Source organism: Mycobacterium paraseoulense (assembly GCF_010731655.1).
GTDB classification, from domain to species: domain Bacteria; phylum Actinomycetota; class Actinomycetes; order Mycobacteriales; family Mycobacteriaceae; genus Mycobacterium; species Mycobacterium paraseoulense.
The window spans coordinates 587,843-606,143 of sequence record NZ_AP022619.1 but is presented as its reverse complement, the minus strand read 5'-3'; the positions used below and the strand labels follow the sequence as shown (position 1 = coordinate 606,143).

At 70.1% G+C, this 18,301-nt stretch carries 1 pseudogene (only partly in view); it reads right to left on the bottom strand.

What is annotated here, in order from left to right:
- Nucleotides 1-18,301: pseudogene (locus tag G6N51_RS29530) on the bottom strand (non-ribosomal peptide synthase/polyketide synthase); it reaches 12,813 nt to the left of the window's first position.

The window sequence follows — 18,301 nt, the reverse complement described above, 5'->3', positions numbered from 1 at the left end:
CGGGGTGGCCGGCACCGGGCCCACACCCTCGTCGGCCACGTCGGCGGGGGCGTCGGCGGCCTCGGCCACCCGGGCCAGCCGGGCCACGGTCTGCTCGACGAAGATGTCTCGGGTCCGGCAGATCAGGCCGGCGGCGCGGGCCCGGGTCACCACCTGCATCGAGGAGATGCTGTCGCCGCCGAGGTCGAAGAACGAGTCGTCGACCCCGACCCGGTCGAGCCCCAGCACCTCGGCGTAGATGCCGGCCAGGATTTTTTCGACGGCGTTGTCCGGGGCCCGATACCGGTCGGCGTCGGAGTATTCCGGCGCGGGCAGGGCGCGGGTGTCGAGCTTGCCGTTGGGTGTCAGCGGCAGCGCCTCGAGCACCACCACGGCGGCCGGGATCATGTACGCCGGCAACCGCTCGGCCAACGCGGCGCGCACGCCGGCCGGGTCGGCGGTTCCGGTGATGTAGGCGACCAGCCGCTTACCGCCGGGCCGGTCCTCGCGGGCGACGACCACCGCCTGCTCCACCCCGTCCAGCCAGGCCAGGGCCGCCCGCACCTCGCCGAGCTCGATGCGGTAGCCGCGGATCTTGACCTGCTCGTCGGCGCGGCCCAGGTAGTCCAGCTGCCCGTCGGAGCGCCAGCGGACCAAGTCGCCGGTGCGGTACATGCGGGTTCCCGGCCCGCCGAACGGGCACGCCACGAACCGCGACGCCGTCAGGGCGGCGCGATGCCAATACCCGCACGCCACACCGGCACCGGCGACGTAGAGCTCGCCGACCACGCCCACGGGCACCGGACGTAACCGCCCGTCGAGCACGAACAACGCCCCCCCTGGCACCGGCGAGCCGATCGGCACGATATGTGATTCGGGGCCGGACTCGACCGACGCCGGCTCCAGGGGCTGGCTCACCGCGGCGTACACCGTGGCCTCGGTCGGGCCGTAGGCGTTGATCATCGCCCGGCCCGTGCCCCACCGGTCGACCAGCTCCGCCGGGCACGCCTCCCCGGCCACCACCAGGGCGGCCTCGTCCAGCCCGTCGGGTGACAGCATCGCGGCCGCCGACGGGGTCTGGCTCAACACGGTGACCCGTTCGGCCACCAGCAGCCCGTGGAAGTCTTCGGGCGAGCGCGCCACCGATTCGGGCACCACGACCAGCCGGCCGCCGTGCAGCAGCGCGCCGAAGATCTCGTGGACCGAGACGTCGAAGGCCAGCGAATGCCACTGTGACCACACGCCGGCGCGCGGGAGACCGGCGTCCATCCGCGCCAGCAGTTGGGTCGCGTTCTGGTGCGTGACCGCGACGCCCTTGGGGACGCCGGTGGTGCCGGACGTGTAGATGAGGTAGGCGAGGTCCTCGGGCCCCGGCGCCGTCAGCGTCGCGCCCGGCCGCGCCGGGGGCTCGAGGTTATCGACGTCGATGACCGGCACGTCGTGACCCAGCAGCCGGTCGGCCAGGTCGGCGGTGGTGACGACGGCCGGCGGGGCGGCGTCGGACAGCACGAATCCGATTCGGGACGCCGGCAGCGCCGGTTCGATCGGCAGGTACGCCGCCCCGGACTTGAGCACCGCGAGGATCGCCACGATCGCCTCGGCCGAACGCGAAAACAGCAGCGCCACAGACTGTCCCGGCGCGGCCCCGCGGGCGGCCAACACGAGCGCCAGGGAGTTCGCGGCCTCGTCCAGTTCGCGGTAGGTCATGGACCGGCCACCGCACACCAGCGCCACGGCCTCCGGTGTGCGGGCCACTTGCGCGGCGAACAGCGCCGGAAGGGACACCGGCACCGCCAGCGGGGCGGTCAGCACCGCCCGGTTCCCGATCTCGTCGAGGCGGGCGTGCTCGGCGTCGTCGAGCAGATCCAGCGACGACAGCGGCCGGGAGGGGTCGACGGTCATGGCCGTCAGCACCCGCTGCAACCGTCCGACGAGCGCGTGGATGCTGCCCGGGTCGAACACGTCGGTGCGGAACTCCACGGTCCCCCCGATCCCGGCGGGCTCCCCGGCGGGGTTCCAGCGCTCGGCCAGCGAGAAGGTCAGGTCCATCCGGGCGGTCTGGGTGTCCACCGGCATCGGCGTGATCTCGACGTCGCCCAGCGACAGCCCGGCGGCGGGGCCGCCGCCATCCTGCCCGGCGAAGTTCTGCCAGGCCAGCATCACCTGGACCAGCGGGTGGTGGGTCAGGCTTCGCGCCGGGTTGAGCCGCTCCACCAGCACCTCGAACGGGACGTCTTGGTGTTCGTAGGCGGCCAGGCTGCGCCGGCGCACCTGGGACAGCAGGTCGGTGAACGTGGGGTCGCCGGCCACCTCGACCCGAAGCACCAGGGTGTTGACGAAGAACCCGACGAGGTCGTCGAGGGCGGGGTCGCGCCGCCCGGCGATCGGGAAGCCCACCGCCACATCGGGGCTGGCGCTGAGCTTGGAGAGCAGCACCGCCAGGGCGGTCTGCACCACCATGAAGCTGGTCGCGTTGTGCTTGCGGGCCACCGCGCCGACTTGCCGCTGAAGCTCTGTGGGCCAGTCGATTTCGACGGTCGCACCGCGCTGATCGGCCACCAGCGGGTAGGGCCGATCGGTGGGCAGCGGCACCCGGTCGGGCATTCCGGCCAGTGCCTCTTCCCAGTAGGCCAGCTGGGCGGCGATGGGGCTCTCGCCGTCGTCGAGGTCACCCAGCTGCTTACGCTGCCATAGCGTGTAGTCGACGTATTGCACGGGCAGCGGCGCCCAGCCGGGGGCGTGCCCGGCGCACCGGCTGGCATACGCCATGCCCAGGTCGCGCACCAGTGGGGTGATCGACATCCCGTCGGCGGCGATGTGGTGGACCACCGCCACCAGCACGTGCTCGTCGTCGTCGATGCGGAAAAGCTGTGCCCGCAGCGGGATTTCGGCGGCCAGGTCGAAGGTATAGCGGGCCGTGTCGCCGATGGCCTCGTCGCGCTGGGCGGCCGACCAGCCGCTGGCGTCGACGACCTCCCACCCGAGGTCGGCCTGTTCGACGGGGGTCACCAGCTGCTGGGGGGTGCCCTCGGGCGCGGCGATCAGGGTGCGCAGGCTCTCGTGCCGGGCCACCACGTCGGCCAGCGCGGCGCCGAGCGCGTCGGCGTCGAGCGGCCCGGTGAGCCGCAGGGCGGCCGCCATGTTGTAAACCGGTGACGGGCCCTGCAATTGGTCGAGGAACCACAGCCGGTTCTGCGCGAACGACAACGGAATGACCGCGGGCCGCTCGGCCGCGACCAACGGGTCCAGCCCGGCCGTGCCCTCACCGATCCGCAGCGCCAGCTGGGCGACGGTGGGTGCCTCGAACACGACGCGCACCGGAAGGCCCTCGCCCAGCGTGTTGTTGATCGCGGCGATCAGGCCCATCGCCGAGATGCTGTCGCCGCCGAGTTCGAAGAAGGAGTCGTGGGTGCTGACGCGCTGGGCGCCCAGGACTTCGGCGTAGATGGTGGCCAGGATCTCTTCGGTCGGGTTTTGCGGCGGGTGGTAGTGCCCGGTGGTGTATTCGGGGGTGGGCAGCGCGCGGGTGTCCAGCTTGCCGTTGGCGGTCAACGGCAGGGCCTGCAGCCCGACGATCGCCGCGGGCACCATGAACCCCGGCAACCGCTGGGCCAGCTCAGTGCGCAGCGCGGCCGGATCGGCGGTGCCGGTGACATAGCCGACCAGACGCTTGTCGCCGCGGCGGTCCTCGCGGGCGATCACCACCGCCTGCCCCACCCCCCCTCCAAGGCGGCCAACGCGGCCTGGATCTCACCCAACTCGATGCGATACCCGCGGATCTTGACCTGCTCATCAGCGCGACCCAGATACCGCAACTGCCCATCAGCACCCCAGCACGCCAGGTCCCCGGTCCGATACATCCGCTCACCGGCCCCACCAAACGGACACGCCACAAACCGCGAGGCGGTCAACCCCGCCCGCCCCAGATAACCGGTGGCCACCCCCGCCCCGGCCACATACACCTCCCCGACCACCCCGACCGGCACCGGCCGCAACCAGCCATCAAGCACCAACAACCCGCCTGCGCCACCGGCGACCCAATCGGCGGCACCCCCGACCCTGGCGTCAACGCGGCGCTGATCGCCACACACATCGTCGTCTCGGTCGGACCATAGGCATTGACCATCACCCGCCCCGGCGCCCACCGATCCACCACCTCAGCCGGGCAAGCCTCCCCGGCCATCACCAACGCCACCCCATCTAGACCCACCGGATCCAGCATCGCCACCGCCGAGGGCGTCTGCGTCAACACCGTCACCCCGTGGGCGACCAGCACCTCATGCAACTCCTCAGGCGAACGCGCGGCGTCCTCATCAACAATCACCACCCGCCCACCACGCAACAACGGCGCGAAAATCTCCCACACCGACACATCGAACGCCAACGAATGACACTGCGACCACACCCCCGGCACCGGCAACCCCGCATCCAGCGACCCCAGCAACTGCGTCACGTTACGATGCGTCACCCCAACACCTTTGGGCACACCCGTAGTCCCCGAGGTGTAAATCACATACGCCAACCCATCAGCATCCGGCTCGGCCAGCGCCCCATCAGACTCACTGGCGATACCCGGATCACCCACATCGACCACCGCCACACCATGCCCGGCCAACCGCCCGGCGAACTCCGCAGCGCTCACCACAGCCACCGGCTCAGCGTCAGCAAGCATGAACCCGATCCGCGAATCCGGCGACACCACATCAATCGCCAGATACGCCGCCCCCGTCTTGAGCACCGCCAACATCGCCGCCACCGCATCAACCGACCGCGACAACAACAACGCCACCACCCGGCCCGGACCCGCACCCTCAGCCACCAACCGATGCGCCAACCGATTCGACGCCGCATCCAACTCCCGATACGACACCGACAAACCACCACACACCAGCGCCACCGCCCCCGGCACCCGACCCACCTGCCCGGCAAACAACGACGGCACCGACCCCCACACCAACCCCGACCGGGTCAAAACCCCCCGATTACCAAACACATCCAACCGAGCACGCTCACCATCGCCCACCACATCCACCGACGACAACGTCTGAGCGGGGTCGGCGGTCATGGCGGCCAGCACCCGCTGCAACCGTCCGATGAGCGCTTCGATGCTCTGCGCGTCGAACACGTCGGTGCGGAATTCCACGCGCCCGCCGATGCCGGCGGCCTCGCCCGTCTCGCTCCAGCGTTCGGCCAGGGAGAACACCAGATCCATGCGGGCCGAATGGGTGTCGACGGGCACGGAGGTGACCTCGAGGTCGCCCAGCGTCAGACCGGCGGCGGGATCGTCCTGCCCGGCGAAGTTCTGCCAGGCCAGCATCACCTGGACCAGCGGGTGGTGGGTCAGGCTGCGGGCCGGGTTGAGCCGCTCGACCAGCAGCTCGAACGGCACGTCCTGGTGTTCGAAGGCCTCCAGGCTGCGTTGCTGGACCCGCTCCAGCAGTTCGGTGATGCTGGGGTCGCCGGCCAGGTCGACCCGCAGCACCAACGTGTTGACGAAGAAGCCGACGAGCTGGTCGAGCGCGCGGTCGCGGCGCCCGGCGATCGGAAAGCCCACCGCCACATCGGAACTCGCGCTGATCTTCGACAGCAGGACGGCCAGGGCGGCCTGCACCACCATGAACGTGGTGGCGTTGTGTTGCCGGGCCACCCGGCGGATCTGCTGCTGGAGTTCGGCCGGCCAGTCCACGACCACGCTGGAGCCGCGCTGGTCGGCGACGGGCGGGTAGGGCCGGTCGGTGGGCAGCTGCAACCGCTCGGGCATCCCGGACAGGGCGTCGAGCCAGTAGGACAGCTGGGCCGCGATGGGGCTGTCGCTGTCGTCGAGTTCGCCGAATTGCGCGCGTTGCCACAGCGTGTAGTCGACGTACTGCACGGGCAGCTCGGCCCAGCCCGGCGCCCGCCCGGCGGACCGGCTGGCGTACGCCACGCTCAGATCGGCGGCCAGCGGCGTGAGCGACAACCCGTCCGCGGCGATGTGGTGCACCACGATCACCAACAGGTGTTCGCGCTCGCCGAGGGCGAACAGCCTTGCGCGCAGCGGTGTTTCGTCGGCGAGGTCGAAGGTGTAGGCGGTCGTCACTTCGATGGCCTCGTCCAGCTCGCCGTCCGCCCATCCGGTGGAATCGACGACGTCCCAGCCGAAATCGACATCCTCCGCGGGAACCACCACCTGCTCGGGCGTTCCGCCGCGGGCGGGGAATCGCGTGCGCAGGCTCTCGTGGCGGCGCACCACATCGGCCAGGGCCGCACACAGCGCCTCGGCGTCGAGGCGCCCGGTCAGCCGCAACGCGGCCGCCATGTTGTAGAGGGGTGACGGTCCCTGCAGCTGCTGGATGAACCACAACCGGCTCTGGGCGAACGACAAGGGGATGACCGGCGGCCGTTCGCCGGCCACCAGCGGAGCCAGCCTGCCCGCGCCCTCGTCGATCCGGAGCGCCAACTGCGCGACCGTGGGCGCCTCGAACACGACGCGCACGGGGAGGTCGGTATCCAGCGAGGAGTTGATCGCCGAGATCAGCCGCATCGTGGAGAGCGAGTCGCCGCCGAGGTCGAAGAACGAGTCGTCGACCCCGACGCGCTCGACGCCGAGCACCTCGGCGTAGATGCCGGCCAGGATCTCCTCGGTCGCGGTGCTCGGGGCGCGGTAGTTGTCGACGTCCCGGAAGTCGGGTGCGGGAAGGGCCCGGCTGTCGAGCTTGCCGTTGACCGTCATGGGCAGCGCCGGCAGCACGACGACCGACGCCGGGACCATGTAGGCGGGGAGGCGCTCGGCGAGCGCGGCGCGGGCCTGGCCCGCGTTCGCCGTGCCGGTGACGTAACCCACCAGGCGCTTGTCGCCGGGCCGGTCCTCGCGGGCGACGACCACCGCCTGGTCCACGCCGTCCAAACTGCCCAGCGCCGACTGGATTTCGCCGAGCTCGATGCGGTAGCCGCGGATCTTGACCTGCTCGTCGGCGCGGCCGAGGTAGCGCAGCTGCCCGTCGGGGCCCCAACACACCAGGTCGCCGGTGCGGTACATCCGAGTCCCGGGGGTGCCGAACGGGCAGGCCATGAAGCGCGACGCGGTCAGCGCGGACCGCCGCCAGTACCCGACGCCGACGCCGTCGCCGGTCAGGTACAGCTCGCCGACCACGCCGGCCGGCACGGGCCGCAGCCATTCGTCGAGCACGAAGAACGCCGCCCGGGTGACCGGGGAGCCGATCGGGGGGAAACCCGATCCCGCTTGCAGCGGCGCGCTCTTGCACAGCCACATCGTGGTTTCGGTCGGGCCGTAGACGTTGACCATCACCCGCCCGGGTGCCCAGCGGTCCACCAGCTCGGGTGGGCAGGGCTCGGCGCCGATCACCAGCGCGGTCCCGTCGAGCCCGTCGGTCGAGAGCATCCCGACCGCCGACGGGGTCTGGGTCAGCACGGTGACGCGCTCGCTGACCAGCAGGGCGTGGAATTCTTCCGGCGAGCGGGAGACCGGCTCGGGCACCACCACCAGGCGGCCCCCGTGCAGCAGCGCGCCCCAGATCTCCCACACCGAGAAGTCGAAGGCGTGGGAGTGGAACTGGGTCCACACCTGTTCCGGCGAGAGCTCGACGCCGATCTGCAGCGAGTCGAAGAGCTGGGCGACGTTGTAGTGGGTTACCGCAACGCCTTTGGGCACCCCGGTGGTGCCGGAGGTGTAGATGATGTGGGCGAGGTCGTCGGGCGCGGGCGCGGGCGGCGCCGTGCTGGGCTGGCGGGCCAGGTCGGGATGGTCCACGTCGACGACCGCCAGGTCGAACCCGCTCAACCGGCCGGCCAGTGCGGCGGCGGTGACGGCGGCGATCGGCGCGGCGTCGGTGAGCATGAACTCCATCCGGGCCGCCGGCAGCGCGGGGTCGATCGGCAGGTAGGCCGCCCCGGATTTGAGCGCGGCCAGGATCGCCACGATCGCCTCGGCCGAACGCGAGAACAGCAGCGCCACCCGCTCACCCGGCCGTGCCCCGTGGTGGATCAGCAGGTGCGCCAGCCGGTTCGCGGCCTCGTCCAGCTCCCGATACGTCATGGACTGGCCGTCGCAGACCAGCGCGACCGCGTCGGGGGTGCGGGCCGCCTGCGCGGAAAACAACGCCGGAACCGACACGGGGGTCGCCGGCCGGGCCAGCACGCTTGTGTTGCCCCATCTCTCCAGCTGGGCGCGCTCGCCGGCATCGAGCAGGTCCACCGACGACAACCGTCGCTCCGGTTCCGCGGCGACCGCCGTCAACAGCCGCTGCAACCGGTCGATCAATCGCTCGACGGTGTCGGCCTCGAATACGTCGGTGCGGTATTCCGCCGTCACGACAATGCCGGCGCGCGCGCCGGATTCGGTGAAGCGCTCGGCCAGGGAGAACGTCAAATCCATCCGCGCGGTGTCGGTGTGCACGGGCATCGGCGTGACCTGTAGATCACCCAGTTCCAATCCGCCCGCCGGAGCGGCGACCTCCCCGGGGAAGTTCTCCCAGCCCAACAAGACCTGAATCAACGGATGATGGGTCAGGCTCCGGGTGGGGTTCAGCCGGTCCACCAACAGTTCGAAGGGCACGTCCTGGTGTTCGAAGGCGGCCAGGCTGCGCCGCCGCACCTGCGCCAGCAGCTCGGCGAACGTGGGATCCCCGGTCACGTCGACCCGCAGCACCAGGGTGTTGACGAAGAATCCGACCAATTCGTCGAGCGCCGGCTCGGATCGCCCGGCGATCGGGAAGCCCACTGCCACATCGTCGCTCGCGCTGATCCTGGAGAGCAGCGCCGCGAACGCGGCCTGGATCACCATGAAGCTGGTCGCGTTGTGCTCGCGTGCCACCCGGCGAATTTGCTGCTGTAGCTCCGGCGGCCAGTCCACCGCCAGACGGGCCCCGCGGTGGTCGGCGACCTGCGGGTAGGGCCGATCCGTGGGCAGCTGCAGGCGTTCGGGAAGCCCGGCCAGGGCGTCGGCCCAGAAGTTCAGCTGCGCCGAGATGCGGCTGTCGGCATCGTCCACGTCGCCGAGATGCGCGCGCTGCCACAGCGTGTAGTCGACGTACTGCACCGCCAACGGCTCCCAGCCGGGGGCCCGCCCGGCGCACCGGCCGGCATATGCCACCCCGAGGTCACGCGCGAACGGAGTGATCGACCAGCCGTCCGCGGCGATGTGGTGCACCGCGACGACCAGGATGTGTGTGTCGTCGCTGACGGCGAAAAGCTCGGTGTGCAGCGGGCTTTCGCTTGCCAGATCGAACGTGTAGCGGGCCGCCGCGGCCATGCGCTCACGCAGCCGGCCTTCCGGCCATCCGCGGGCGTCGATCACTTCGCAGGCGAAGCCTATCCGCTCGGCTGGAATCACCACCTGCTGCGGGATCCCGTCGGCGGCCGCAAAGACCGTGCGCAGGCTTTCATGCCTGGCCACGACGTCGGCCAGGGCCGCGCCCAGCGCGTCGGCGTCCAGCCGCCCGCGCAGCCGCAACGCGACGGTGACGTTGTAAATCGGTGAGGGGCCCTGGAACTGGTCGATGAACCACAGCCGGGTCTGGGCGAACGACAGCGGAATCACCGCGGGGCGGTCGCGCGCCACCAGGGGCTCGGGCCGGTTGGCTTCGTCACCGATGAGAAGCACCAGCTCGGCGACGGTGGGCGCCTCGAAGACGGCCCGCACCCCGAGGTTCGCGTTCATGCTGGCGTTGACCGCCGCGATCAGGCGCATCGCCGACAGCGAGTCCCCGCCCAGGTCGAAGAACGAGTCGTCGACGCCGACCCGCTCCAGCCCCAGCACCTGTCCGTAGATGCCGACCAGGATCTCTTCGGCGGGAGTGGACGGGGCTCGGTAACGATCCACGTCCTGGTACTCCGGCTCGGGCAGGGCCCTGCGGTCCAGCTTGCCCGAGGAGGTCATCGGGAATTCCTCGAGCGCCACGATGTGGGTCGGCACCATGTATTCGGGCAACCACGCGTGCAGCTGCTCGCGCACCTCGCCGATCTTGGTGTTGGCGCGGGGGTCGTTGGCGTGGCTGGTGCGCTGCCGGATTCCGGCCGGCGGCAGGTACAGATCGGTCAGGGCTGCGGCGGGCTGGCCGTCGACGTCGACGAAAACCGCACTGAGAGTGCCGGGTTGGGTACCCCAGGTAACGCCGACACGATAGCCGGTGGACTCGCCGATGCGATGCAGTTCTTCGGCGACGGCGACCGGGACGTCGGGACTGGCTTGGGCGAGCGCGTCCGCGACGGATAGGCCCCCGGCGAGCGCGTTCTGGACGCGGACGTCGGCGATCACTCCGGCCTGGGGGATGTCGGTGACGCGGACGACGGCGGGACGCAGCGACATCAAGTCGTCGCGCAGCCCATCCAGCCCCGCACGGTCGGTCCACGACCAGGTGGGTGCGGTGGCCACCGACCGCACCTTTGCGGGCGCCTTGTGGATGACGACGTCGTAGCGGTACCGGTTCAGCTCGTTGTCGGATACGCCGCGTTTGACTTCGATGTCCAGTCCGTCCGCCGATGCGTTGTTGACGGCCCAGGTGGTGAAAAAGTCCGGGGCCAACAGCAATTCGGTTTCACCGAGCATGGCGTGGCTGATCCGCTTGCGGATCTCGTCAGCATTGGCGGATTCGGCGCTGCGGGACAGCGCTATCCCGGTCTGGAAGGCGCCCTGCAGTGCGTGGTTACGGATGTCGCCGATGAACAGCGCCCCGCCGGGGGCCAGCAGCTCCATCGCGTGGTCGATGACCTCGGCCAGATATCCCGCGTTGGGGAAGTACTGGACGACCGAGTTGACGATGATGGTGTCGAAATCCTCTTGCGGCAACGCGCCCGTGACGTGGGCGGGCTGGATGAGCAACTCCACCCGGTCCCGCCAGGCGAACTGCGACTGCTCCAGCGAGCGGGCGAGATTCTCGATCGCCACCGGCGAGAAGTCGGTGGCCACATACTGATCGCACTCCGGGGCGATCTGCGACAGCAGCAATCCCGAGCCCGCGCCGATCTCGAGGACGCGCCGCGGCCGCAGCGCCATGATGCGATCCACCGTGGCGGCACGCCATTCCATCATCTCCTCGAGGGGGATCGGCTCGCCGGTGTAGCTGCTGTTCCAGCCGCGGAAGTCCATGCCGAATCGGGATCCGAATTCGGCGCCGTAGAGGTCGTCGTACAGGTGTTGCCATTCCTCGACGTCTTCCACGTCGTGGTCGGCGTCGGTGTTGTGGTCGAGGGTGACGTAGGCGACCAGATGGGAGCCGGTGGCGCCGTCGTGCACGGTCACGGCGGCCTGGTTGACGTGCGGGCAGGCCAGCAGCGTGTTCTCGATCTCACCCAGTTCGATGCGCTGTCCGCGCAGTTTGATCTGGTTGTCGGCGCGACCCACGAAATCCAGGGAGCCGTCGCGGGTCCAGCGCACCAGGTCGCCGGTCCGGTACATGCGCGCCCCGGCGTCGCCAAATGGGTTGGCTACGAACCGTTCCGCCGTCAGGTCCACGCGCCCCATGTAGCCGTGCGCCAGCGCGGGTCCGCTCACATACAGCTCACCCACCACCCCGATCGGCGCCGGGTTCAGCCAGGGGTCGAGCACCATGGCGCAGACGCCCGGGATCGGGGTGCCGATGCGAACCGGTCCCTCCGCCGACAGCGGTCCGCTCATGGTGACCCAGATGGTGGTTTCGGTCGGGCCGTAGACGTTGAACATGCGGCGGCCCGGCGCCCAGGCGGCGACCAACTCGGCCGGGCACGCCTCGCCGCCGACCAGCAATCTGTCGAACTCGGGCAGCCGGGAACGATCCAGCGACGACAGCACCGTCGGGGTCAGGAATGCCGCGTTGACGCGTTGGCTCGCGAGCAACGCGATCAGCGGCTCCCCGGCGTACACCCCGGGAGGGGCCACCACCAGCGCCGCCCCCGACACCGCCGCCAACAGCATCTCGCCGACCGACGCGTCGAAGGTCGGCGCGGCCACCATCAACACCCGCGTTGCCGCGTCCAATCCGCACGACTCGCGTTGTGCGGCCGCCCATCCCAGCAGTCCCGCGTGACCCACCACCACGCCCTTGGGGACGCCGGTCGACCCCGACGTGAAGATCACATAGGCGGCATCGTCCGCCGTCAGCGGCGCCAACCGATCGGCGTCGGTGATCGCGTTCGCGCTGACCCCGGACAGGTCCAGCCCGTCGATGCGCAGCACCGGACGTGTCCCGGCCGCGGCGACTCGATCGGTGCCGCAGGCCAACACGCACACCGCGCCCGCGGCCTGAAGCACCGTGGTGATTCGCTCGACGGGGTGGTCCAGATCCACCGGTGCGTGCGCGCCGCCGGCTTTGACCACCGCCCACCACGCGACCACCAATTCGAGGCGGCGATCTATCGCCACCCCTACCGCACGCCCGGGACCCACGCCGGCGTCGATCAGCCTGCGCGCCAGGCGGTTCGACCATTCGTCGAGTTGCCCATACGACACCAGCCGCTCGCCGTCGACCACGGCGACGGCGTTCGGGTCGGCCGCCGCCGCCGCGGCCAGCAGTTCCGGCGTCACGCCCACCGGCGCGGACGCGCCCGCGCCGGACAACTCCGCCAACACCAGGTCGCGCTCGCGGGGGTCGAGCAGCTCCACCGCCGACAGGCGCCGATCGGGATGCGACGTCATCCCCACCAACACCCGCCGGAACCGCTCGACGAGCGCCTCGATGCCCGCCGCGTCGAACACGTCGGCATCGAATTCGGCGTGCAGGCCGAGTTCGCGGCCCGGGAGGGCCTCCATGGTCAGCGGGTAGTGATTGTATTCGCGGTTGGTGAACTCGGCGATGGCCAGCCCGTCGGGCCCCAGCTGCATGCCGTCGCCGATCGGGTAGTTCTCGTAGACGAACAGCGTGTCGAACAGCTGCTCGTGACCGGTGAGGCGATGAATGTCGTTGAGCGCCAAGTGCTGATGCTCGAGCGTGTCGTTGTTGGTGTCCTGCAGCCGGCGCAGCAGGTCGGCGGTGGTGGTGGTCGCGGTGATGGTGGCCCGCACCGGCACGGTGTTGATCAGTAGCCCCACCATTGATTCCGCGCCGTCGACGTCGAGCTGGCCCATCCGGGAGCGCGGGGTGCCGAAGACGACGTCGTGCCGACCGGTCAGCGAGGTCAGCAGCACCGCCCAGGCGCCCTGCAGGACGGTGCTGACGGTGGTGTGGCAGGAGCGGGCCAGTTCGGTGAGGGCACGCGTGGTCTCCTCGGCCACGAGGAACGATGCCGCTTGACGTCGTCCCTGCCCCAACCGATTTGGGCCGACGAGCGTCGGCGTTTCGAAGTCGGCGAGCACCTCGGCCCAGGCTTCGCGGGCGGCGTCGAGGTCGCGATCGGCCAGCCAGGTGACGAAGCTGCGATAGGGCGCCGCCGCCGGCAGCCGTTCCCCGTAGTAGCTGGTGAAGATCTCACGCAGCAGGATCGGCAGCGACCACCCGTCGAGCACGATGTGGTGGTTGGTCAGCACCAACCGGTGCCGGTCCTCCCCGGTGCGGATCACCGCCACCCGGAAGGGCGGCCGGTCGGCCAGGTCGGCGACGGCGGCGCGTTCAGCGGCGCAGAGCTCCTCGATCTGCCGCTCGGTGTCGAGCTCGACGTACCGCCACTCCGCCATGGGATTGGCCGGGATGATCTGCACGGGCTCGTCGAACCGTTCGTAGAACCGGGCCGCCAGGTGGGGATGCCGGTTGATCACCGTCCGCACCGCATGGTGCAGGCGGTCCGGGTCCAGCGGGCCGGTGAGCGTGAAATCCAGTTGCACCGCGTACATGTCGTCGCGGCCGTGCGCGGTGCTCGAGTGGAACAGCAGGCCCTGCTGCAGCGGGGTCAGCGGCAGGATGTCGGCGAGCTCGTATCGCCGGTGCAGCTCGTCGATCTGGGGCTGGCTCAGCCGGGCGGGCGCGATGTCCGACGGCGTCAGCCCACCGCCCCCGGCCCGCACGTGCGCGCAGATGCCGGACAGGGCGTCGAACCACAACCGGCTCAGCCGGCCGATCTGCGCGCCGTCGAGCGCCGACGGCGCCCAGGTCCAATTGGCGTGCAGCCGCGGACCGGCGCCGGTGTCGACGGTGCCGGCGTTGAGTTCGACGGTGTGCGCCAACGGCATCGGGATCGCAGCGGCGGCCGCGGTCAGGGTCAGGCTCTCCGGGTGCAGCCGCCACAGCTCATCCGACAGGTCGCTTCCCGCGACCAGGCGGCCGAGGTAGTTGAAGCCGATCGCCGGGTCGGCGCCGTCGAGGTCCGCGTCGCCGTTGAGGTAGCGCAGCACGCCGTAGGTCAGCGGGTGCGGCACGGCGCGAAGCTGTTCCTTGGTGTCCTTGATCAGCGTTCCCAGCGCCGGCTCGCCGGCCAGCACCTGGCTCCACGACAGCCCGCCGACGGCCAACGAGACCGGGTATTTGGTGGTGAACCAGCCGACGGTGCGCGACAGGTCCACGTCGGGCGCGAGTTCCTCGTGGCGGCCGTGGCCCTCGACGTCGATGGCTATCGGTGCGGCACTGGCAATGTCGGGGCCCAGGAACTCCGCCCACGCCAGCCCGAAGGCGATCAGCAGAATGTCTTGCACGCCGGCGTGAAAGGCCGCCGGCGCCTCGCCGATCAGGGTCCGGGTGACGTCGACGTCCAGCGACACGGACAGCTGCCCGGCGGTGGCGTAGGTGTCGGCCTCGGGGCGCACCGCCGGCAGGGCGGGCGGGGTCGCCGCGATCCGCTTCCAGGCCCCGGCCAGCGCGATGACCTCCGGCCGGCGCGCGTGCTCGCCGAGCAGCGACGCCCACCGGGCGAAGGACGTGCCGCCCGGCGGCAACGCCACCGGCTGGCCGCCGCGGTGCTGGGCCCACGCGATGTTCAAGTCCTCCACGAGGATTCGCCAGGACACCCCGTCGACGGCCAGGTGGTGGACGATCAACGCGAGCTGGTGGGCGGGGCCGGCCCACACCGCGCTCAGCATTCTTCCGGCGGCCGGATCCAGGCGCGACCGCGCCTCCGCCAGGGCCTCGTCGGACAAGACGGCTACCGAGAGCAGGCAGTCGGCCGCGCCCACGGACCCCGCCTCGGGGGCCCAGAGGGGCCACCCGTCGCCGTCGACGCGCAGCCGCAGCATGGCATGCCGATCCAGCAACGCCTGCACCACAATCGCCACGTCGGCCTCGGTCGCGCCCGCGGGCGCCTGCAGCAGCATCGTCTGGTTGAACTGGTCGACCGGGCCGTTCACGCTGTGTAGCCACCGCATGATCGGGGTGGCCGGCACCGGGCCGAGACCCTCGTCGATCACGTCGGTTTCGCCGCCCGTGACCGCGGCCACGCGGGCCAGGCGGGCAACGGTCTGCTCGACGAAGACATCGCGGGGCCGGCACCTCAGGCCGGCGGCCTTTGCCCGCGACACCACCTGCAGGGCCAGGATGCTGTCGCCGCCGAGTTCGAAGAAGGAGTCGTGGGTGCTGACGCGCTGGGCGCCCAGGACTTCGGCGTAGATGGTGGCCAGGATCTCTTCGGTCGGGTTTTGCGGCGGGTGGTAGTGCCCGGTGGTGTATTCGGGGGTGGGCAGCGCGCGGGTGTCCAGCTTGCCGTTGGCGGTCAACGGCAGGGCCTGCAGCCCGACGATCGCCGCGGGCACCATGAACCCCGGCAACCGCTGGGCCAGCTCAGTGCGCAGCGCGGCCGGATCGGCGGTGCCGGTGACATAGCCGACCAGACGCTTGTCGCCGCGGCGGTCCTCGCGGGCGATCACCACCGCCTGCCCCACCCCCTCCAAGGCGGCCAACGCGGCCTGGATCTCACCCAACTCGATGCGATACCCGCGGATCTTGACCTGCTCATCAGCGCGACCCAGATACCGCAGCTGCCCATCAGCACCCCAGCACGCCAGGTCCCCGGTCCGATACATCCGCTCACCGGCCCCACCAAACGGACACGCCACAAACCGCGAGGCGGTCAACCCCGCCCGCCCCAGATAACCGGTGGCCACCCCCGCCCCGGCCACATACACCTCCCCGACCACCCCGACCGGCACCGGCCGCAACCAGCCATCAAGCACCAACAACCCCGCCTGCGCCACCGGCGACCCAATCGGCGGCACCCCCGACCCTGGCGTCAACGCGGCGCTGATCGCCACACACATCGTCGTCTCGGTCGGACCATAGGCATTGACCATCACCCGCCCCGGCGCCCACCGATCCACCACCTCAGCCGGGCAAGCCTCCCCGGCCATCACCAACGCCACCCCATCTAGACCCACCGGATCCAGCATCGCCACCGCCGAGGGCGTCTGCGTCAACACCGTCACCCCGTGGGCGACCAGCACCTCATGCAACTCCTCAGGCGAACGCGCGGCGTCCTCATCAACAATCACCACCCGCCCACCACGCAACAACGGCGCGAAAATCTCCCACACCGACACATCGAACGCCAACGAATGACACTGCGACCACACCCCCGGCACCGGCAACCCCGCATCCAGCGACCCCAGCAACTGCGTCACGTTACGATGCGTCACCCCAACACCTTTGGGCACACCCGTAGTCCCCGAGGTGTAAATCACATACGCCAACCCATCAGCATCCGGCTCGGCCAGCGCCCCATCAGACTCACTGGCGATGCCCGGATCACCCACATCGACCACCGCCACACCATGCCCGGCCAACCGCCCGGCGAACTCCGCAGCGCTCACCACAGCCACCGGCTCAGCGTCAGCAAGCATGAACCCGATCCGCGAATCCGGCGACACCACATCAATCGCCAGATACGCCGCCCCCGTCTTGAGCACCGCCAACATCGCCGCCACCGCATCAACCGACCGCGACAACAACAACGCCACCACCCGGCCCGGACCCGCACCCTCAGCCACCAACCGATGCGCCAACCGATTCGACGCCGCATCCAACTCCCGATACGACACCGACAAACCACCACACACCAGCGCCACCGCCCCCGGCACCCGACCCACCTGCCCGGCAAACAACGACGGCACCGACCCCCACACCAACCCCGACCGGGTCAAAACCCCCCGATTACCAAACACATCCAACCGAGCACGCTCACCATCGCCCACCACATCCACCGACGACAACACCCGCGACGGATCACCCGCCAACGCCACCAACACCCGCTGCAACCGCCCCGCCAGATCCGAGACATCGAAGTTCGCGAAAGGTTGCCCGACGCCCACGGTGCTCAGGAATTGCTGGTCCCCGAAGCCGAGGAAGAACAGCCCGAAGTGACCCACCGGGCCGAAAGTGGTGTAGGTCGCGGTCGCCGGCACGCCGGCCAGGCTGAGGGTGAGGCGCGCCGGGACGAAGTTGACCACTACGCGGTTGGACGTTTGCGGCGCGCCACGGAATCCGCCGTCGCCGCCGAGCATGTGCACGGGAAACCGCTGATGCTGCAACGCCTCCCGTGACCGGGCGTCGACGTGCTGAAGGAAATCGGCGACCGTCAGGTGCGGCGGCGCGTTCAACACCAGCGGCACGACCCCGGCGAGCATCCCGGGATGCGTCTTCGACTTGGGATCAAGCCGACGGCTGACCGGGAAGTCGAGCACCACTTCGTCCGAATTCTCGGCCCGGAACCCACGCACCAACAGCGCGCAGGCAGCGGTGAGGACCGACGACCGGCGGATGCCCAGCGTTTTGGACAACTGTTTGATGAGGCCGACCACCGACGCGTCCAATTGGACTGGCGCAGAGGGCGCGTAGGGGTCGCGCTCACTGGCGGCCTGGGTGAACCGATAATCCGGTTCGGCTGGCGAAGGAAGGTGGTCGGCCCAATAGGCTTGATCCTCCGCGTATTCCGGGGAAGCCGCGTACTCCAACTCGCTGTCGACAAGGTCGCGCAACGAGCCGAAGAACGCCGGCGAGATGGCCGTACCGGAGGCGAGGGCCGAATAGACGGCGGCGATCCGGCGGCCAAGCAGCGCGATGCCCAACCCGTCGATGGCTATGTGATGGCAGCAGGTGAACCAGTAGTACTCATCGGGTGCCGTTTGAAACAGGTAGAAGTTGATCATCGGACCGGTGAGCGGCATCGGCGTCCGTTGGATGGCCGACGCCCTCTGCCGGACCTCGCGCTCGGGATCGGGCGATTCGCACAGGTCGTAGAAGGCCAGATCGACATCCGGGTCTTCGATCGCCTTCTGGAAGACTTGGCCGTCCACCTCGAAGAAGCGCGCCCGGAGGCTTTCGGCCTCGCCGACCACGTGACGCATCGCCCGCTCGAATAGTGCGCGGTCGACCGCGCCTTCGATCCGGACGAGGACGCCGAGCTGCCACGCCACATCGAAGTGACCCGTTTGCTGCGCGAGCCAGATATCCAGCTGCGCCCGCGTCAACGGCAATCCGCGGTCACTGCGTTCCAC